This is a genomic window from Paenibacillus sp. 2TAB23 (assembly GCF_052115165.1).
Classification (GTDB): Bacteria; Bacillota; Bacilli; order Paenibacillales; family Paenibacillaceae; genus Pristimantibacillus.
Window position 1 is genome coordinate 62,465 of sequence record NZ_JBFRGD010000026.1, and the last position, 22,301, is coordinate 84,765.

The 22,301-nt window shown below is 48.4% G+C and carries 10 protein-coding genes; all 10 read right to left on the bottom strand.

Features of this window, described 5'->3' with window-relative positions; all coding sequences use genetic code 11:
• On the bottom strand, positions 1–969 hold the full coding sequence (locus tag AB4Z29_RS27390; protein WP_441946146.1) for a carbohydrate ABC transporter permease: 969 nt from the start codon (positions 967–969) through the stop codon (positions 1–3).
• A gap of 17 nt (positions 970–986) precedes the next feature.
• The gene (locus tag AB4Z29_RS27395; protein WP_441946147.1) at positions 987–2,327 is read right to left on the bottom strand and encodes an ABC transporter substrate-binding protein; all 1,341 of its coding nucleotides are present in this window, start codon (positions 2,325–2,327) and stop codon (positions 987–989) included.
• A gap of 299 nt (positions 2,328–2,626) precedes the next feature.
• Positions 2,627–3,595 carry a LacI family DNA-binding transcriptional regulator gene (locus tag AB4Z29_RS27400; protein ID WP_441946148.1) on the bottom strand — a complete coding sequence of 323 codons (969 nt, stop codon included), beginning with the start codon at positions 3,593–3,595 and terminating at the stop codon, positions 2,627–2,629.
• Positions 3,596–3,681: 86 nt separating this feature from the next.
• Entirely contained in the window at positions 3,682–4,377 is a 696-nt protein-coding gene (locus AB4Z29_RS27405; RefSeq protein WP_441946149.1) for a 4'-phosphopantetheinyl transferase family protein, read from the bottom strand.
• A 37-nt stretch (positions 4,378–4,414) separates the two neighbouring features.
• A complete protein-coding gene (locus AB4Z29_RS27410; protein ID WP_441946150.1) occupies positions 4,415–5,128 on the bottom strand; it encodes a thioesterase II family protein in 714 nt (237 codons plus the stop codon).
• A 24-nt stretch (positions 5,129–5,152) separates the two neighbouring features.
• A complete protein-coding gene (locus tag AB4Z29_RS27415) occupies positions 5,153–10,453 on the bottom strand; it encodes an amino acid adenylation domain-containing protein (protein WP_441946178.1) in 5,301 nt (1,766 codons plus the stop codon).
• The gene (locus AB4Z29_RS27420; protein ID WP_441946151.1) at positions 10,443–11,264 is read right to left on the bottom strand and encodes a CPBP family intramembrane glutamic endopeptidase; all 822 of its coding nucleotides are present in this window, start codon (positions 11,262–11,264) and stop codon (positions 10,443–10,445) included. Before AB4Z29_RS27420 ends, AB4Z29_RS27415 begins: the two co-directional genes overlap by 11 nt.
• Positions 11,261–12,079 (bottom strand): CPBP family intramembrane glutamic endopeptidase, encoded by an 819-nt coding sequence (locus AB4Z29_RS27425; RefSeq protein ID WP_441946152.1) that lies wholly within the window; start codon positions 12,077–12,079, stop codon positions 11,261–11,263. Before AB4Z29_RS27425 ends, AB4Z29_RS27420 begins: the two co-directional genes overlap by 4 nt.
• A 76-nt stretch (positions 12,080–12,155) precedes the next feature.
• Entirely contained in the window at positions 12,156–21,059 is an 8,904-nt protein-coding gene (locus tag AB4Z29_RS27430; protein WP_441946153.1) for an amino acid adenylation domain-containing protein, read from the bottom strand.
• Complete coding sequence (gene fabD, locus AB4Z29_RS27435) at positions 21,056–22,273, bottom strand: ACP S-malonyltransferase (protein WP_441946154.1); 1,218 nt, start codon at positions 22,271–22,273, stop codon at positions 21,056–21,058. Before fabD ends, AB4Z29_RS27430 begins: the two co-directional genes overlap by 4 nt.
• Positions 22,274–22,301: the final 28 nt, after the last annotated feature.

Below are 22,301 nucleotides of genomic sequence, written 5' to 3' on the forward strand. Positions count from 1 at the left end.
CTAATCCACCTCTCTCAGTACATACCGCTGTACCAGTGTCATGGAACCGATCAGTACGGTCACGAGCAGAGCAATGGCGCTGGCGTATCCGACCATTTTAAACACGTAGCCCTCGGTATAAATAAGGTAAGACAGAGTCACAGTGAACTCTTTGTAGCCGGTCAGAATCATCGGTTGTATCATCAGCCTGGACGCCGCGATGAAGGTTGTAATCAGGATAAACAGCGTAATCGGCTTCAAACCCGGCATGGTGATGTTCAGGAAGCTTTTCCACCGATTGGCTCCGTCCAATTGAGCCGCTTCGTACAAATCTCTGGAAATATTTTTGAGGCCCGCAAGAAAGATGATCATTTGCATACCTGCGCCCTGCCATGCCGAGAGGAGGATAATCAGGTTCATCGCTTGATCCGGGTCGGTAAAGAAGCCTTGCACCGGAATCCCCATTTTCACCAGCAAGCCGTTTATTAAGCCCTTCTCGTCCGGCCTCAACATGTATAACCACAGGAATGACGTGACCGCCAATGACATAACGACAGGACTGAAAAAAGCAACTTTAAAAAAATTCCCACCTTTACGCGGCTTATTGACCAACAACGCCAAACCGAGAGCAACAGCAATTTGCAAAGGCACGCAAAACAGCATGAAGTATAAAGTATTCTTCAGCGCATGGTAGAAATCGCCTTGGCCGCCCAAATCTTTAGTCAGCGACGAAAAGTTGTCCAGGCCGAGATAATGGATATTGTTCGGTTCGAGCAAATAATAATCGGTAAAGCCGTACCAAAGCGACAATACGATCGGTTGAATGACAAACAGGATAATCAGAACCAGCGCCGGAGCCATAAAGATATAGCCGGCCAAGGAATGGCCCCACTTAAATTTGAATTCGCCCGACTTTCGAATATCCCATAAGATGCATACAGCCAGGATCAGTATAAAAACCGCAATTAAACCGAGCGTGAATGTATTCATATCGAGCTCCTTTCCAGCTACCTCTTGTGTCTCTCCAACTTGACTTCCAGTTGTTTCGTAAGCTGGTCCAGCGTTTCGCCGACATCTTTGCCGTTGACGATCCGATCGATGGCCTGCTGGAAAGAAAATGTAAGCTCAGGGTACGCGAAAACATTCGGTCTCGGATGCCCGCCTGCGATCAACTGGTCCATAAACAATTTGTCTGGTCCCTCTTTGTACTTCGAAACCTCAGCATAGGCCGAAGTTTTTGCCGGAAGCAGTCCCGTGGCATTAGTAACCATGATCGTCGACTCTTTGTTCGTCATCCATTCCGCAAGCTTCGCCGCTTCTTCCGGATGCTTGGTCGATTCGCTTACTCCGAACGCCCAGCTGCCCGTCGGTACGTGGAGCTTACCGGATTCGCCGACTGGATATGGAAGCACGCCCCAGTGAGGAACCGTGTCGACATAGCTGTATTTCATCAGCGGAATCGTCCAGGCCGAGCTTAAGGACATTGGGTATATGCCCACTTCGAACGCATTGTCTTCAGGAACCGCGGCGGAAAGTCCTTCATTGATCATAGATTGAATGAAGGTGAAGCCTTTGGCCGTTTTTTCGCTATTGAAATATCCTTGGACTTCAATGCCGTCCTCGGAAATCAATTCTCCTCCGTTGGTCCAGATGAAAGGCGCAAGTCCGAATGTCACCCATTCGTCTTGCGAACCGAGGTGCAGGTCGATGGCCGGTTTATTGAATTTATTTTTCAAAGTGGTTGCGATTTGTTTGAACTCATCCTGCGTCCAAGGGTCCTCAACGGTGATTCCGAGGTCCTGATCGCACGACTCGAAGCTTTTGCAGAGACCTGCTTGGACAAACATGTCCTTGTTATAGAACACGGCAACCGTCGATTCCTGTATAGCCAAACTGTACAATTTCCCTTCGTACGTTCCTTGCTGCAAGGCTGTAGTAAGGAAGTCATTCCTGGATTCCTCAGACAGACGATCCGACAGATCGAGCAAGATGCCGGATTTAGCGTAAGCTCCCGTATTGGGACCGTCCAGGGTTAGCACATCGGGCAGCGAACTCGTCGTTAACGCTGCGTTGACTTTGTCCTCATATCCCGTTCCGCCGCCTCCACGAGCAATGTATTGAACTTCAACTTCGATTTTTCCGACATTGGCGTCGTTAAACGCCTTCGCTCTCGTTTTGTAAGCTTTTCCTTCCAACGTGTCTTCGGAGATGTGAACCCACATGGACAGTTTGACGGGTCCTTCGCTCTCTTGGGAGCCTTCGCTATTTTCGGAAGGCCCTCCGCTGCATGCAGCAAGCATCCATACCATACAAACAAGCACTGCCCCAATCCACCCTTTGTTCACCATAATCCCTCCCGTAAAAAATATCGTTCAATAATTGAAACGTTTCCAACTCATCACACTACATTCTCTCGTATGAATATATTCTCATAATAGAAACGTTTCCAATTTGCCGCATAACATTCTCGTAAATGAAACGTTTCCGACTCCCCCGCATAACATTCTCGTAAATGAAACGTTTCCAATTCAGTCCGCGATAACACGTACATCCATGAAACGCTTCGATCTTAAAGCAATTAACGATCCTGTGACGATGATTTCTGTTTGTGAAGCGTTTCCAAAATCATTATGGAAAGGCTGACAACTCATGTTGTTTCGCCTTGCCAGTACTCGACAGCAATTATAAAATCTTCATGTTCGACCGACTCGCCTTCAATCTTTTTGAGAAGAAGCCGGACAGCCTTTCTAGCCATTTGTTCAACTGGCTGACGAATGGTTGATAATACGGGATGGAAGTACTCATGGTCCTGAATACCGTCGTAACCGATGACCTTTACATCTTCCGGGACGCGAAGTCCGCTTCTTTTCGCAATCTCGATATATTTGGCTGCAAGCATATCGGTGATGGCAAAAACGCCATTCACTTCCGGATACTTCTTCAGGAACCGCTTTATAAAAGCGATATCATCTGCGATCGGATCGGGCTCTTCGTATACGACGTACCGAATTCCCATCGCTTCTGCTTCATGAATAAATCCTTTTTTTCGATTCCTTGTTTCCGAATTGATGGAAGTCGCGCCTCCAATAAACGCAACGTTATTGGCGCCTGCTTTGACAAGCTCTTTTAACGCGATTCTACCGCCCTCAAAATTGTCGGAAGTTACGCAAGTAATTTGTTTGGAAAAGTGACGATCGATGCTGACGATCGGAATATCTGTATTCACATATTCCTCAATGTCGTTGTAAGTGATGCCAATTATTCCCGCAACTTTGTTTTGTTTCAGCATTTCCAAATAATACAGCTCTTTTTCCGGTTTGCCTCCACTATTGCATAGCAGCAGCTGATACCCGTTTCGGTCAAGCTCATCTTCAATATGATATGCAAGCTCCGAAAAGAATTGGTTGAAGATGCTGGGCAGCAACAATGAAACGAGATAGGAACGCTGCATTTTGAAATTTCTTGCGACTTGATTCGGCACATAATTTAGTTCTCGAATCGCTTCGATTACTTTGTTTCTTGTTACGGGTTTGACTGAGCCTATGTTATTGATAACTCTGGATACTGTTCCAACCCCCACCCCTGCCAAGTTTGCAACATCCTTAATGCTATGCAACTAAATACCCCCAGTTAAAACGTTTTCATCCTTCAGACTCATCATAGCAATGTTTTGGAAACGTTTCAACTATTTTTTCGTTGCTTTTACGCATTGATAATTCGTTCAAACTGATCTGACGCTTTCGTCCACGGAAGAATATGAATCTTTTCGGGGAACCGAAGCGGATTCCCGCATACAGCCATTTTGTAACCGGAATCCAACTCATACATTCGAAAACACCAAGTATCCATTTCCGTTCCAGCATTAAGTTTTATATCCTTGCCCTCGAGAAAAAAAGAAAACGAATGGAGAGCAATAGAAAGTCCTTTACCTACAGCCTTAATATAACTCTCTTTTAGCGTCCAAAAATCGTAAAAACATGACAATCTCTGATTCACAGGCTGTTTATACATATGCTCAATTTCCAACCTGGAGAAAAATCGATTTGCGATTGCGAGATCGAATGGTCTTATTCTTTCAATATCAATACCTACCGGAGAAATGTCGAAGCAAGCAACGACCCAATCACTGGAATGAGAGATATTGAAATGATAATTTGGATAACCTAACAAAGCAGGTTTGGAGTACTCGTTCCGAACAATCTTCACTTGATGATGAGAAATATTCCAATGATCAAAGGCAACTATTCGTACAAGCACTTCGCCAAATAATGATCGTATGAAATCATCTTTGAACCGGTATCTTTGCAGTTTATTTCGCAATTCTTCACTTACATGCCGACTTAAATATTGGCAAAGAAGAAAATCGGCATTTTCAATATTTATCGCATAGATTTCCAAGTAATCGCCCCCCTCCTCGCTTATACCCGTGAGTCACCTATCTTGCCCATCGATGATCGTCAATCTGGTGACAAATCAACTCAACCACTTGCCCCACATCGGTATGTATGAAAAAGTGGTTTCCTTGAAATTCGTTTACATGGCATTTCCTTTTCGTATAATGTTTCCATTCTTCCGCTTCATGTCGCGAATATCGATCTTGAGCTCCATATAACACGGTAATATCGCAATCCAGTTTTTCTCGCATGGCGGATTCATAGGTTTCCACCAGCCGGTAATCCGCTCGAAGAATGGGCAGGAACATCATCGACAAATCCTTATTCTCAAATATGTCGGGGGATGTCCCGCCTAATTGCAAGATATGCTCTTGAAATTCCTTATCCGGCATCAAATGAACGTTTTTGTTGTCCCTGAGATGCGGCGCTTTGCATCCGGATAAAAAAACATGAGCGGGAGACCGATTCGTTACTGAGAAGATCCGGAGGGAAGCCTCGTAGGCAAACAAGGCTCCCATGCTATGTCCGAATATGGCAAATGGCGTTTCGTCCAGATGTTCGGCAATCTGCCGAACCAAATCATCCGTCCCATCACCCGTCAAGCTTTTATAAAATGGATCAGCCAACCGAATTCCGCGGCCGGCCATTTCGATAGGGATCACTTCGACCCATGGCGGCATCCGTATTCTCCAAGAGGAGTAGTTCATGGCAGAACCGCCGGCATAAGGCAAGCAAAACAATTTAAACCGATTCATTCTGACCTCCATTTTCATCTAACCTTAATTTGATTGGATTGGATTGGAGCGTATGGCTGCTGCCAATCCGGCGATCGTCGTAACCGAAAGCACGTTTTCATCCTCGGGCATCAGATTTCGCTTCTCCAAAGCCACCTTCATATAGATCAGCTTCAAAGAATTGCCGCCAAGTTCGAAAAAATCATCGTATATACTCACGCGCGGAAGCTCCAATATCTCCTTCCATATTTCCTCCAACTGCGCTTCCATTTCATTGCGAGGGGCTACATATTCGTTATCGGAGCTTCTTTGCATGGTTTCCGGAAGCGGAAGCGCTTTGCGGTCGACTTTCCCGTTTGTCGTGACCGGAATGCCTTCCATCTCCACAAAGTAGGACGGCACCATATAATCAGGCAAATAGCGAAGCAGTTCGCTTCTCATTTGCGCGGCAGGTACATGAACAAGGCTCACAACATAGGCGCACAATGCTTTATAACCCGACTGTTCTTCGATAGGAATGACGACCGCGGATTGAATATTCGGCAGGCTCAACATGAATGCTTCAATTTCTCCAGGCTCCACGCGGTAGCCTCTGATTTTCACCTGAAAATCTGTTCTGCCGATATATTCGACTTCGCCGTTTTCCTTCCACCTCGTCAAATCACCGGTACGGTACATGATTGCTCCCGGAATGAACGGGTTTTCGACGAACCGCTCGAGCGTTAAATCCGGACGATGCAAGTAGCCTCTTGCGAGACCTGCCCCCGAAATATACAATTCCCCTGCGACTCCGATCGGAACAGGCATAAGCGCTTCGTTTAAAATGTAGTTTTGGTTCTTATGCATCGGTTTGCCGATCGGCACATTTTTTCCGGCAGGCTTTTGCGAGCCAAAAATATGCATATTCGAACAAATAGTCGTTTCCGTAGGTCCATATCCGTTGATGATTCTCATCTCGGGATTCAACTGCAAGTAACGTTCCAACGTCCAATCTTTGATCGATTCGACGCCGACCAGCAGTTTATCTAATTTCACCCTTTGGCGCTCAGGTTCAAGCAAATCGCAAATTTCATTCAACAACGTCGGCGGTAGATAAGCGAAACTGATGGATTCTTCGATTATAAGATTTGCCAGCGTATTTATATCTGTCAGCTTCGGCATCGGATATAGAACAAGCACAGATCCGAATATTAGCGGTAAAAACAGCTCGCAAACGCTCACATCGAATGAAATGCTCGTCAAACTGAGACAGCGGTCTTCATAGCCAAATTGGCCTCCGAAGTGTTCTCGAATCGAATATGCGAAATGGTGAAACGACTGATGCTCGACCATGACTCCCTTCGGCTGTCCGGTTGATCCGGAAGTATAAATAACGTACATCAAATCGTCCGCATCATTGATGTTGCCTGGATTCGATATCTGCTCATTCGCCGCAACCGAACCCGTTAACAAGATCGTTTCTCCTTCAAAAGAAACCGTCTCGCTCCATTCCTCTTGCATGCACACGACCTTCGTGCCGCTATCCTTCAACATATATTGGATTCGTTCCAAGGGAAGCTGAGGATCAATCGGCAAATAAGCTCCGCCAGCCTTTAGTATCGCCATTATGCCGATGATCAGCTCAGGAGATCGTTCCGCGACAATCCCAACCGCCGAATCCGGGCCAACCCCTTTAACGCGAAGCAAGTGCGCAAACTGATTCGCTCTTTCGTTCAGCTCACGGTATGTGAAAAGTTGGTCTTTCCACACGAATGCCGTCCGATCCGGCGCCTGATCCGCCTGTTCTTCGAACAGGCAATGAATGGGGCGAGGCGGGAATGTCCAGCTTTCGTTTCTATTAAAATCGTTGACGATCAGCCGTACATCGTCTTCCGTAAGCATTTGAATATGGCCGATCGGCGTTTCCGGCCGGAACGCGACCTCTTGTAAAATTTTGAAATAATGCCGCATCATTCGTTGAACCGTTTCTTCCTTGAATAGCTTGGCGCAATATTCGACGACAAACCGCAAACCATTTTCCGTCACGTACGTTTGAATCATCAGATCGAATTTTGCMGTTTTATTTTCAATGGGGTACGGCGCGCAGGATAGCTGATCCAGAGAAAATGCCGGGATGTCGATATTTTGCAAAATAAACATCGTATCAAACAGCGGATTTCTGCTCTTGTCTTGTAAGCTTAAAGAATGGACTAAATCTTCGAACGGATAGTCCTGATGGCGATAAGCAAGGATGGCATTCTCTTTCACCTCGTCCATGAATTGCAGGAATGATTTCTCCTTCGCAGGAAAATTACGAAGCGCCAGCGTATTGACGAACATTCCGACCAACGATTCCAGGTCATGGTGCGGTCTTCCGGAAACAGGCGAGCCTACGACGATATCATCTTGTCCCGTATACCGATGAAGCAATACATTGTACGCCGCAAGAAGAACCATGAACAGCGTCGTTTCCTTTTCCTTTGCAAGCTGTTTGATTCGGGATACGGTCTCTTCGTCCAATGCGACTTCAAACGTTTTTCCTTCCGCGCTCTTAACGGCCGGTCTGGAGAAATCAGTCGGCAATTGCAGGACGGGTACTTCGCCGCGAAACGCATTCAACCAGTAGTCTCTCTGCACTTCCATGAACGGTGAACGGGCCATCTCGTGCTGCCATACAGCGTAATCTTTATACTGAAGCGCCGGAGCAGGCAACGCTTGACCATGATACAATTCCATGAATTCCCGTATGAGAATTCCCATCGACGTTCCGTCGGAAATGAGATGATGTTTATCCACGAGCAGGACATGTTTTTGTTCGGAAATACGCAGCAGCAGCAACCGAATGAGGGAATCCTTAGCCAAATCGAACGGACGTATAAAACGATGAATATAGTCCGGCACGTCCGATTCGGCAGATTCGACGGTTTCCATGGAAAGCTCCTGGCGGTCAGCAAAGCTTTGAACCGGTTCGTCGCCATCCAGATAGAATGAGGCGCGGAATATTTCATGCCTGTCCAGTAAAGCTTGAAATGTGTTTTTCAACCGCTCCGGGTCAAGCGGGCCTTCAAGCAGCAACGCTTGAGGCAAATGATACGCCGTCGATGCCGGTTCAAATTGCTGAAGGATATACAACCGTTTCTGCGCGGACGACAGAGGGTATCGTTCCCGCTTTTTGGCTGCTCGCGGCTCTGGAAAGTACAAGGAATCGTCCGCTTTGTCTTCGGTCGCGATCGCCGCAGCGATCTCGCGGATGGTCGGAAACTGGAATATAGCCGTTGGATCCCAGCGAGTTTGAAAAGATTCATTGAGACGGTTCGTCACCCATAAAGCAAGAATCGAATCTCCGCCCAACTCAAAAAAATGATCGTCGACGCCGATTTGGCGAACGCCAAGCACATCGCTCCAAATCGCCGCAATCGTACGATCGGCAGCGGAATAATCATCCTCATGTTCTTTGCCCGATAGAACGACCGCCTGCGGCGCTTTTACACCAGGCGCCGCCAATGCAGGAGACGAATTAATGGCGCCGTGATTCATATCGACCCAACATCGCGTTCGCTTAAACGGATATGTAGGCAAGCTTGCTTTGTATCGATTTTCGTCGCTGTAAAATGACTCCCACTCGATGTCCGCGCCTTCAACGTAACGCCGGCATACGCCTGCTTTGTCGTCTCTCATCTGCTCCAGATCAGCAGCCTGAAGTTCACCAGCATTGCCGGCGATGCCGAAATAGACGTGTTCGCTTTCCGCTTCCAAGCCGATCTCGGAAATCCGCTTCAATTTCGTCCATAAATCGTCCGTATCGCGAACGAGCATGGCAAGCCTGTAGGAAAGATGGGCTCGTCCCGTTGCCACCGTATAACATATATCCTTAATGGACAACGATTTTAAGCGGTCCACTTGTTCCATATAGGAATAGATCCAGCCCAGCAATGTCTCATGGCTTTGGGCCGACAGGACAAACACCGCTGCTTCGTTCTCGACGCGATGCGGCGAAGCTTCGCAGAGCGGCGCTTCTTCCAGGACAACATGACAATTCGTCCCGCTCATGCCGAAAGAGCTGATTCCGCATCTTCTTGGCGCGTTTCCGACTGGTTCTAGCGTCTTATTCCGGTCGTTGACATATACCGGAGAATCGACAAAGTCGATTTTACGATTCGGCCGTTCGAAATGAACGATCGGAGGAATCGCTCGATGCTTCATTATGAGAGCCGTTTTAACAAGCCCAGCGATTCCTGCCGCATGGTCGAGATGGCCGATATTCGTTTTTAAAGTACCGACGGCGCAAAATTGTCGGCGGTCCGTGTACCTGCGAAACGCGTTCTGCAACGCTTCGATTTCGATCGGATCGCCGAGTTTGGTTCCGGTGCCGTGCGCTTCGACATATCCGACAGTCTCAGGGTTGATTCCGGCATCCTCCCACGCCTTGCAGATGACGTCGGTTTGCGCACCGACATCCGGTGCCGTCAAGCCACTGGAATGTCCGTCCTGATTGACCGCGCTCCCTTTGATGACCGCGTAAATATGGTCCCCGTCTCTTTTGGCGGCATATAGCGGTTTTAATAGTACTGTGCCCACCCCTTCTCCGGCACCTGTCCCATCCGAACGATCATCGAACGATCTTGCTCTTGCGTCAGACGATTCGATCCCGATACGTATATCCTTATGAAACGGCAGTATATTCACTTTCGCGCTGCCTGCAATCGCCATTTCGCATTCCCGGTTTCTTAAGGCCCGAACGGCCATATGAACAGCGACGAGCGAAGACGAGCAAGCCGTATCCACAGTCAATGCCTGGCCTTTGAGGTCGAGCAAATAGGCGAGCCGTCCCGCCATCATGGATGAAAGATTGCCCGTAATCGCCAGTGACATGACATCCGGCTCGAAACGATCGATCAAACGTTTGTAATCGTGAAAAGCATCACCGTTATAGCCGACAAATACGCCCGTGCGCGTGCCTCTGATTTTTTCGCCGCCATATCCCGCATCCTCGATGGCCTTCCAGCTGTTCTCCAGAAACAGGCGCTGATTCGGATTCATCAAGCTTGCTTCTTTCGGTGAAATGCGAAAGAACGAATAATCGAATTTGTCGATCTCCTGAAAAAACGAGCCTTCGTGATAACGCGTCAAATCGTCGTCCAGTCCGGAAATGGCCAAATACGGCTTTACATCCTCCAAGCGGCCGTCCGGAAAAGGCCCTACCTGATCGAAGCCGCGTTGCAGGTTTTCCCAGAATCGATCCATATTTTCAGCGCCAGGAGCTTGAATCGCCATACCGATAATGGCGATTTCGTTAACCGAAACGTCCTCGATCGCGTAGCTTTGGCTGATTTCCTCGTCGTCCAGACGCAGGTTCTTAAAATCCATCACTGATTTCCACGCTCCCGGATTCAAACTGCTTTTGAGAAGGCACGCGATCTTTCCAAAGCAGGTACATGAGATAAATAATCATTACGGAACAAAGCAAAATGACGATCACGAGTGTTGTGCCAAACGACGGATTGATCCGATAGATGGCGAAATACGTCGAGAACAACACAAACTCGGAAAGGATCGTCGACCAAACCGACCCCGTCCAAATATAAATAAGGCAAAGAATAACCGCACCGAGCATGCCGTAGGCGGACAAAGCCGGATTCCAGTCGAAAAATAGCCCGCCGTAAATAATGCCGAGAACAAAAATCGATAGATAAGTCGGAAGCACCTTCTGCATCTGATTAAAAATCAATCCTCGGAAAAAGATTTCCTTGTAGAACGAGTGGACAATCCAGAAAACAATGAAAAAAGCGACGTTTCGTCCGAGCAAAAATTCAAAAGCCTCGTTGAATTGCGGAAAATGCTCCTGTATATAAGGTATGCGTACAAGACACATCATCCAAATGCCCATGAGAATGGACAAAACGACGATTATGCCGGTCGTTTTGGCATTCATGGGAACCAATCGGCTCATTTTGAAAATGCTTTTTTTATAAAACAGTTTGAAAATCACGAAATAAAGCAAGAGTCCAATCAAATCATGCGCGATAATCGCGACGCGGAAGTTGATTTGCTCAATCGCCTGCATCGATTCGCGACCGACAACCCAAAGGTCCCATAATTTAAACATTGTTTGAATGGAGATCAAGTAAAGACCGATGATCCATACCAAATTTCCAAGCATGACCGCAACCTTTTTCATACCGGCACCTCTGTTCTTGTGATTTGTACCCGCTTGTCAGAACGGTACAGGATGGCAAGTACGGAAATAATGCCCGCAATGCTGAGCAAAGCAATTGTGATCAGCACGATATCGTTCCATTTGGCAATCATGTCGTACGTGCCAAGTTTTCGAAGGGTAAAAATGAGCGAATTCACGATAGCCGCCGTGTAGATCGTAGCCCATATAGACTGCAGCCGGTTATAAATCAACGTATACATGATGGCCAGGAAGAAAGCGGTGCACGAAATCGGCAGGCTGGGTTGGAAATACGCGTATATAAGCGCATGGATGATCATCGCTGCAACCAAAGGCATTCCGGTACGCCGCAATTCGTTCAAGATTAACCCGCGGAATAAAGTTTCTTCAAAAAGAACGCCAAAGACGACAGCGCCGATCAGCGTGATGGCAAAAGAGTCGCCCATAAATATTTCCACATATTCATTTAAAGCAGGGAAGTTCGATTTCAAAAACGAAATTTGGATCAGACTGACGAAGAACACCGCGCATAATATTCCGGTCACGGTGAGCCAACCGACAGCCGCACGCGATATCGGCTGGAATCGGCACATGCGGAAAAGCCCCTCGGACTTAAAAAACAATCGTTTGAACCAAAATACGCCGAGCAGCAGCACATAAGACGTGGTCAAAACGGTAATCATCCACATTGGTCCGTTACGATCCAACATGTCTTTGTACGCGTCGAATTTGATATAAACCCGGTCATGAATGATCATTGCGGCATAAAATGTCGCTAAATATACGACAATATTCAAAACTAAACGAATCCATTTCAAGGTGAACATCCTTTCCGATATGTGGTTATCATTTCGATGTAGTTAGCATTTCAATGTACTTAGCATTTCGATGTACTTAATTCTCTTTTGTAGCAGAAGCTTGCAACTCTCCGTATTCCTCGGTCATCCATTTGCAGATAGCCGCGTAGCGGCCTGCAAGCATTTTTGCCTTATCCCGCTTCAATCTGTTTCCGCAGCTTTCCCATACGATCCCGTATTGGCCGTTTTCTTTGAACCCGTGAACAACGGCGTCATAAGCTGATGCAATTTCCAAACCGACGCCTCCCCCTTTATAGAAATCGAGCAACACGAATAGCTGATTTCCTTTATCCGAATCGCCAAACTTTTTCGCATGAGCCAAGGGGTATACGTCTTCATGGTCCCGGCCTAAATCATGATTTGTCTCATGAAACAAGGCATCAAATCCGGAGAGCCGGCTTGGTTCCGCAACAATCTGCTTTCCGCTGTGCGGTGAAGCGTCCCGAACGTGCAAAACAAGATTAGAAGCTCCCCCTGTTGCATGCTGGAATAACAGGAACCATGCGGATGCGAAGAAGGTTTCCGGGGATATTCCCCGGATCGCCATCCACTGGTCGATCGCTTGGCAGACTCGGCGATCCAACACGATGCGATAGGAAAACGGAGGTTGCAACTCGTCTCGGCTTTTGAAGTAATCCGCCGGCATAAGGATGCCTTTTAACGCAACAGCATCATCCTTGCCCTCCCTCTCCGCCAGAAGCTCTGCCAATCCGGCTACGGTCGGTCTGGAGAACAAGTCCGTAACCTTGAACACCCCGGGGAATTGTTCTTCCAGCATGGCATGCATGCGGATCAGCAACAGCGAATTGCCGCCGATTTCAAAGAAATGATCCTGCCTGCTGATACGTTCAAGCTGCAGCAGTTCCCGCCAAATCGTCACGATTCCCGCTTCCATTTCGTTTTTAGGAGCCGAATAGGCCGTAATGGCTTCTAAGTTCGCCGTCAATCCGGTTAACACTTTGCGGTCAACCTTGCCGTTGGTCGTTAACGGGATGCGCTCTACCGTCGTAAAGGACGAAGGAATCATATAATCCGGCAACGTCCGAGACAAAAACGCGCGAATCTCGGCAACGGACAGTTCACCGCTTGCGACGAAATAAGCGCAAAGCCGTTCATCTCCCGCTTGCGTCGTATTGATCAGCACAACCGCATCGGCAATTCGCTCGTGCCGCAGCAATACCGCTTCAATTTCACCCAGTTCGATGCGGAAGCCGCGCAGCTTAACTTGATGATCCAGCCGCCCCATATATTCAAGCGTTCCATCCGGCAGCCAACGAGCAAGATCGCCTGAACGATACAACCGGGTTCTCGGCAGGAATGGATTCGATACAAACTTATCCGCCGTCAATTCCGCCCGGTTCAAGTACCCGCGAGCTACGCCTTCTCCGCCCACGTACAATTCGCCGGGGACGCCGACAGGAGACAACATAAAGTTAGTATCCATGATGTAACAGCTTAAGGTCGGGATCGGCCGGCCAATGTTGCTGACATTCTCCTGAATCTCTCGATCCGTTATTTCTTTGTACGTTACATGCACCGTCGTCTCCGTGATGCCGTACATGTTGACTAACCTCGTATCCGGATATTTGCCGTGAAACGTCTTTAACATCGCCGGCTTCAACGCTTCGCCACCAAAGATCACGACCTTCAACCGCAGGTCCGCCGCGCCCTTCTCCATGTCGAAATGAATTAGATTGTAAAAGGCCGACGGCGTTTGGTTTAATACGGTGACGTTTTCTTCAACGAGCAGCTGCAAAAACCGCTGCGGGTTTTGCGCCGTTTGCTTGGGCACCACAACCAGCTTCCCCCCGAATAACAAGGCTCCATACATTTCCCATACCGAGAAGTCGAAGCAGTAGGAATGGAACATCGTCCATACGTCGTCTTTGGTAAAATCAAAAAGCGGCTTATCGTGAATGAGCAGCCGTACGACGTTGCGATGCTCAATCATTACGCCTTTCGGTTTGCCTGTCGTGCCGGACGTATAGATGATATAAGCCAAGTCGCCTGGATTGTTCACGCAAGACAAGTTCTCGCATTGCTGTACGGAAAATTCCGAAATGTCGATCCATTCGGCAGCGAGCGAATCCCCGAGAATGTTCGTATCAGGCGAATGTGTCAGTACAAAGCGGGCTTCACAGTCAGAAAGCATATATTGAATCCGGTCGGCCGGATAAGCCGGATCGATCGGAACGTAACAGCCTCCAGCTTTGAGAATCGCCAGCATACCCACGATCATATCGATAGAGCGTTCGGTAAGAATGGCCACCCTTTCGTTCGGAACGACTCCTTTGCTGCGGAGCCTTTCCGCGACCCGATTTGCCTTGTTGTTTAGCTCGGCATAGGTGAGCCGTTCCGCTTCGCATACGACCGCCGACCGATCGGGCGTTTTTGCCGCTTGTTCTTCGAAAATTTGCTGTATCGTCAGGTGTTGCGGATAAGCGCATGCCGTATCGTTGAACTGATGAAGCGCGCCCCTCTCTTCATTCGTTAGCATTTCAATGGCGCCAAGCTGAATTTGCGGGTTTTCGGCCACCGCCAACGCAATCGATCGAATATGACCGACAAACCGGCGAACGGTTTCTTCCCTGAACAGCTGCGTGCTGTATTCGAGGTGGCCGTTCAATCCGTCTCCGGTTTCGGTCAACTCGAGAACAAGATCGAATTTTGACGTCGAATGTTCGAATGCCAGCGGCTTCATCGCGCATTGGTCGATGGTAAGTTCCGGGATCTCCATATTTTGCAGCACCAGCAGCGCTTCAAAGAGCGGATTGCGGCTGATGTCCCGTGGCAGCTGCAGCTTGCTCATTAGTTCCTCGAACGGATAATCCTGATTTTCCAAAGCCTTGACGGTATTTTCACTCAATTCCTGCAAAAAATAGCTAAACGTTTTCTCGGCGGACGGATAATTTCTGAGCGGCAGCGTGTTGACGAACATTCCGATAAGATTGTGCAAATCGGCGTGCGGTCTTCCGGAAACCGGCGATCCGACGACGATATCGTCTTGACCGGAATAGCGAGACAAGAAAATCGTAAATACGGCCAGCAAAACCATAAATAACGTTGCATCGGACTCGGCCGCCAAAGATTTAAACCGTTCCGTCTCCGCCGCGCTGAAAGTAAACGCAACCCTTGCTCCTTCGTACCGTTTCAACGCAGGCCGCTTGAAATCCGTTGACATATTCAACAAAGGAACTTCGTCCGCAAAAGTTTCAAGCCAATATTTTTGCTGCTCAAGCAGAAGCTCGGAAGCCAAAAAGGATTGCTGCCACATCGTGAAGTCTTTATATTGCACCTTTAATGCTGGAAGTTCTTTTCCCTCGTAGAGATCGGCGAATTCCTGCACAAGAACGCTCATCGAGACCCCGTCGGAAATCATATGATGTATATCGAACAAGATTAGAAACTGTTCGCCGGTCAGCTTCATGATTCCCGTGCGCAACAGGGGGGCCTGGCCTAAATTAAACGTTTGCGTAAACGTTTTTATTACATCGAACAGAGATGCTTCATTGCCAACCAACCGCTCTAGCTGAAATGGAACTTGCGGATGAATGATTTGCATGGGCATTCCGTCGACAAGCTCGAAAGAAGTACGCAAACTTTCATGCCGCCCTATAAGAGTCTGAATCGCCCGTTCCAGCCGTATTTCGTCAAGCAACCCCTCGCAAACGAAAGCAGCCGGCAAATGATAGGCCGTTCCGATGCCTTCGAAGCGATGCAGAACATAAAGCCTGTTTTGCGCTGCGGACAACGGGTACGATTTGCGGACTTCCGCTGCAGTAATCGGTGCATGGACACTCTTCTGTGCAACGCTTAAGATTGCCGCGAGTTTTTCAATCGTCGGGTTGCTGAAAATATGACGCAAAGACAACTCGACTTGCATCTCTTTGTGCAGCCTATGGAGCAACTGCATGGCTTTTAGCGAGTGTCCGCCAATTTCAAAGAAATGATCATGTCTTCCAACTTGCTCAAGGCCAAGCACATCTTGCCAAATTACCGCAAGCTTCGCTTCCCATTCGTTTTGGGGAGCAACGTATTCCGTAATATCGTCCAATCTGACTTCCAGTTGCGCCAATGCTTTGCGATCCGCTTTCCCGCTAGAATTTATCGGGATATTATCGACTTGCACATAAAACGAAGGGATCATGTATTCCGGCAATGTTACTGCCAAATGGGATCGAATTTCCGCAATCGAAACGTCGCTTGTCGCGGCGAAATAGGCATACAGTAAATACTCGTTCCCAGACGAACCTTTCCCCATTACGACCGCTTCGCGAATGCCATCGTGGCTCATAAGGGCGGCCTCGATCTCTCCGAGTTCAATCCGGTAGCCGCGGATTTTCACTTGATGATCGAGCCGACCTAAATATTCCAACTGCCCGTCTTCCCGCCACCTCGCTAAATCGCCTGTCCGGTACATGCGATTCCCTTCCGGTTCGAACGGACACGGCACGAACTTCTCCGCTGTTAAATCCAGTCGGTTCAAATAACCGCGCGCCAGCCCGATTCCGGCGATACACAGCTCGCCCGGCAAACCGATCGGCTGCAACCGGTCGCCCGGGCCTACGACATACATACGGATATTGTCGATCGGCTTGCCGATCGGTACGGAATCCAATTCCCCGGACCATGGACAATCGAAGGAAGTCACATCGATAGCCGCTTCTGTTGGTCCGTACAAATTAATCAGCCGAACGCAAATGTGATCCGCAATTACCTGGTTAAATCGGCCGACTTCCCTTGACGGCAACGCCTCTCCGCTGGCGAATACCCGCTTCAGCGAGGTGAGCCTGTCTACCTGACAGGGCCGGTTCTCCGCTTCGTCCAGAAACAACCGCAGCATCGACGGCACAAAATGCATCGTCGTTACGCCGTAGCGTTCTACCGCTTCCGCAATTGCAGCCGGGTCTTTCTCCTCCCTCGGTCCCAGCATTACAACTGCGGCTCCTGCGATAGTCCACCACAGCAGCTCCCACACCGACACGTCGAACGTATACGGCGTTTTTTGCAATATGCGGTCCTTCACCGTTAACGGGTAGCGGCGCTGCATCCAATGGAGACGATTCACCGCCGCTTCATGTTCAATCATGACGCCTTTCGGCCGACCGGTCGATCCGGACGTATAAATGACATACGCCAGATGATGCGAACTCGCGATCGGCTCCAGATTGCCGCCATCTCCAACATATAAAAGTTCATCATCCAGACAAACTGTTTTACCGGCATACACTAACTGGTTAGCGAGATCGGCGAATCGACGCTGAGTAAGCAGAAGACCCGCCCCGCTATCTTCCAGCATATAGCGAATCCGTTCTTGCGGAACATGCGGATCAATAGGCAAATATGCACCGCCCGCCTTAAGTACGGCCATGATCGCAACGACCAAATCGATCGATCGTTCCGCCATCAAAGCGACAATCGTATCGGCTTTGATGCCTCCAATTTCCCGAAGCCATAAGGCTAGTCGGTTGGCTCTGGCGTTCAGTTCCCCATAGGTTATGTGCCGATCGCTGCAATATACCGCCGGACGACTCGGATCGCGCTCCGTTTGCCGTTCGAACAACTCGTGCAACATAACGCCCGCCGGATACTCGGCCTCCGTAGCATTCCAATCGACGAGCAGCTGCCGCTCCCGTTCGCTCGTCATCTCGAATGTGGACAGCATTTGGTCARGAGCGGCAATAGTTGAACGGAGCAGTTCCGTATAATGATTTGACATCCGCTCCATTGAACTCTTCTCGAACAAATTCGTATTGAATTCCCAGACGCCCCGGAGCAAGCCATGGCAGTTCATATAAACATCCAGTTTAAAATCAAGCTTCGCCGTTCCGGTATGGACCTCGTTCTGAATAAGCCGCAATCCCGAGATTTCAATGGCAATATCTGCATCGAACTCGTTATGTACAATGAGCATCGTATCGAATAAACGGCTGTGCGCCGAAGTTCTGTGCATCGCGGTGTCCGCAACAATCCGCTCTAGCGGATAGTCTTGATGTGCATAAAGATCCGTCAAATGCTGATGAACTCGGCCTGCAAACTTACGGAAAGATTCATCTGTGCACACTGCCATCCGTACGGGTAGAAAATGATTGAACATTCCTACTATCGTCGCCATTTCTGATCGGGTACGGCCCGATGTCAATGTTCCGGACACCAAATCGTTTTGTCCGGTATATCGATGGAGAAGCAGAAAGTATACGGCGAACAATACAGCATTGACCGTCATTTTGTTGGATCGGGCGAATTGGTCGATTGCCGCCGCAAGATCCGCCGGCAGTTGGAATTGAACCGTGTCGCCGCAGAACGTTCGTTTCTCCGGTCTACTGCGGTCCATCGGCATACGGAGGCCTGGCAATTCGGCGGCCAGTTGGTTCCGCCAGAACATTTTGGAATGCTCCTCCGCTTGCGCAACCCCAGTGCCGGCCATCCATACCGCCGCATCTTTGAGCTGTAGAGGCTGCTGCTGCAGCGGTTGTCCGCCGTAGAGGGCAAGCCATTGTTCCAGCAGAATGCGAATTGAAATACCGTCTACGATTGCATGATGCGCGTCAAATAACAAGTACTGTCTGTTGTCGTGACATCGAACCAAACCTGCGCGAAATAACGGAACAGAATTCAACTGAAACGGCCGCACGAATCGACGTACAATGGATGCGATTGTTTCTGCCGATTCCTCGATTTCCATCCGAACCGGGATATTCGCTTGGACGGTCTGAATCATGTCTCCGGCCTTCCAATCGATCGACGTCCGCAGCGCTTCATGGCGCAAGACAAGCTTCTGCAAAGCTTGCTCCAGCTTCTTAGCATCAACGTCCCCTTCGATGAGAAAAACGACCGGGACATTGTAGCTGACTCCAACTCCTTCTTGCTGCTCTTCTAAATAGACGTTTCGTTGGCCGCCAGTCAATGGAAAATGCTTGCCTTCGCGGATCGGCCGAATCTGCGGTATGACGCCGGATGACCGACCTGCCGACTGTTCAATCAAAAATGCCAATCCAGCAAAGGTCGGATTTAGAAAAAAGTCGGAAAGCGAGACCTCTGTCTGGAACTCAATATAAATATTCGCGAGCAGAGTCGCCGCTTTCATCGAATGGCCGCCGGACTCGAAAAAATGGCTTTCCCTGCTGTTCACCCGAACTTTAAGCGCGTCTTCCCATATCGGAATCATTCGTTTTTCGATTTCACTGTACGGAGACATGGGTTCGACATCTGCCACGCCCGCTTCCGCTATTTGCTGCTTATCCAACGCTTCTTCAATTTGTGCAATACTTTTGTCAAACTCTCCCGCTGTAAATTGTTGTACCAGCAAATACCTTTGAACTTTTCCACTGGTCGTTTTAGGTATGGTCCTGACGGGAATAACGTAGGATATTTCCATCCCCATCCTAACATTCATTTTTTTCTTCAATTCTCGTATGAGCGGCACGACATTCTGCCATTTACCCCGATAGGTAACAAAAAAAGCGATCTCATCCGTCTGCTTTTCCAAGTTGAATACACCGCAAGCGGCAACCTTTCCGAGTTCGACGGCGCACTCCTCCGCAGCAATTCGTTCTAAATCATGCGGATAAACATTTTGTCCATTTATAATGATGAGATCTTTTTTTCGACCGGTTATAATGAGACGCTCGTTGCGAAGAAATCCCAGATCGCCAGTATCGAGCCATCCGTCAGCATCTATCGTCGATTGTGTCGCTTGGATGTTATTGTAATATCCCGAGGTTACATGAGGTCCGCGGATTTGAATGCTACCGATCGCGCGTTCAATCAGCTTCCGGCCGTCCTCGCCAATAATTCTCACTTCGCAATCGGCAACTGGAAAACCAACGTCAACAAATTCGATCGCGTCCGCCGCTTCATTCGCAACCGCTTCACGCATCTCCCCGCTCGAATGGAGCGAATTCCGTTCTAGTGCAATCGATTGCAACGGTTCGTGCACTGGAGGGAACGTGACGGCCAGAGTCGCTTCGGCCATTCCATAGACCGGAAACATCGCGTTCTGATTCAGACCGTATTCCTTCATTTTCTTGCTAAATTCCCGACAAAGTTGCGCTGAAATCGGTTCGGCTCCGTTAAAGATGAGTCTTACACACGACAGATCGAGCGTTTCGGCCAAAGCTTCGTCGAAATGGCGTAATAGATGATGGTAGCCGAAATTGGGAGATGCTAGCGTCGTGATCCGGTGTTCATGCGTCTTGGCCAGCCAAAGCATTGGATTCATTATGAATAAGGAGGTACTCATGATGTATTGCTTCATGCCTGCGAGGAGCGGTGTGAGATGGAAACCGATTAATCCCATATCATGTGTAAGAGGCATCCAGCTTATCGAACTGTCGTTTGAAGTGGCACCGCTATTGTGTACAATGGCTCTCATATTCGTCAATATATTACGATGGGTTAAGACAACGCCTTTCGGATTGCCGGTAGATCCGGATGAGAATTGAATGAAAGCCATATCCGTCTCACGAGCGTTACAGGGGATACCCTCGTCACCAGACGTCCAATCCAGCTCTTCCGTCGTTACACTGTACCTTTTCCAGGTTTCGTATAAGCTGCTGAACTCATTCGACTTGGCATAATCCAGAAGACTGAGCAAATTTTGATTCGACGTAATGATCACAGGCGATTCCAAAGTGTTCCAAATTTTAGCCATTTTCAGCCGTTGATCCTCGCCTTGACCTGCGGAAACCGGAACAGCAATAAATCCGCCTAACAAACATGCCCAGAAACATTCAATAAATCGTTGATTATCTTCCGTTTGAATAATCACTTTTTGACCCGGCTCAAAGCCTTTTCTTTGAAGCATGTACAATATAGATAACGAACGTTGGCGCAGCAGGCTATAATCTACATGATGCTCTTCATTGCGCGAAATAAAAGTGATGCCTTCGGTGAAACTCGTCTGCATCATGACATTTATCAAAGTATTGCTGCAATTCATGAACGCCCTCCTACTCTCTTCAAATCCGCTAACCGATCCTTTATTTCTTCTGTTTCTACTTCTTTAGCGTCAAAGATGTTCAACAAACATGAAAGTGCCGTCTCGTATTCATCTTCCGACGGTTTTTCTCCGTTCTGCTCCAATCGTGCAAGGATCTTTTCAATCTCGCGATAAGGCGCAACTACGTTTTGCCGGTAACCCTCGTTATTTATTCTCGAATTTCGGTTTTTCGTGCTGACTGCATGGGCCAAGCACTTCTCAAAATAGGACAAGCGGCTTTTTCGAATCAACATCTGCAAATCTACTTCTTGATCAGCACTGTAAGCTAAGACGGAAGGATGTTCTTGCCGAAAAAGCGAAGTTAGCACGCTGCTAGGACCAAGTTCGACCGTCGTGCTTACAGGTAATTGAACGATAGTATTCAAGCATGCAGCCCATTGAACGGGACTCGACATTTGTTTTACTAGCTTTTCCGCAATTTCATCGGCTTGCCTATGCGGTTCGCCGTCCAAGTTGGACAATACTAGGAATTTCGGATTTCTAAATGTAAAGCATGTCAAAAATTCACGAAATTTTTCTGCGGCATCTTGCATGTACGGGCTATGGAAAGGAGCGCTAACCCTTAATGGAACCATTTTCGCTCCTAAATCAGAAAGCGTCTCCGATACCGCTTCTACTCCGAGCCGATAACCGGAGATGACGGCCTGTCGTTCTGAATTCGTATTGGACACAACAACCATTCCGGCACCCTTGGACTCGATTGACCATTTTTGACAAACCTTTTCCACCATTTCCACCGATAATCCGATCACTGCAGCCATTTTCCCTTCCATTTTGTTCCCCACCTGCTGCATGAACTTTCCGCGCATTTGCACCATTTTAAGTGCATCGGCAAACGTCATCGATTCTGCACAAGTCAAAGCCGTAATCTCGCCCAGACTATGACCGGCTGCAATTGCGGGTTTCATTCCGACTTCTCTCACATACATGACATATGCCGCGTAACTAATGGTGAGAATAGACGGTTGCGTATTCTCGGTTATAGCAAGCTCTTCATTCGTCCCCTTTTCACATCGTTTTTTCATATCGATTCCCAGAATATCGCTTGCCTCCTCATACACCTCGTTCAGGTAAGGAAACTGCTCTGTCCACTGTTTTCCCATTCCGGTATATTGAGATCCTTGTCCGGGAAAAAGCAAAGCCACTGGATTCACGTCATTCATCCTCATTTCTGTAAATATA

Bases quoted from the DNA above. Each gene is read 5' to 3' on its own strand.
- AB4Z29_RS27410 (WP_441946150.1), bottom strand. From the start codon at position 5,128: ATGAATCGGTTTAAATTGTTTTGCTTGCCTTATGCCGGCGGTTCTGCC.
- AB4Z29_RS27390 (WP_441946146.1), bottom strand. From the start codon at position 969: ATGAATACATTCACGCTCGGTTTAATTGCGGTTTTTATACTGATCCTG.
- AB4Z29_RS27420 (WP_441946151.1), bottom strand. From the start codon at position 11,264: ATGAAAAAGGTTGCGGTCATGCTTGGAAATTTGGTATGGATCATCGGT.
- AB4Z29_RS27395 (WP_441946147.1), bottom strand. From the start codon at position 2,327: ATGGTGAACAAAGGGTGGATTGGGGCAGTGCTTGTTTGTATGGTATGG.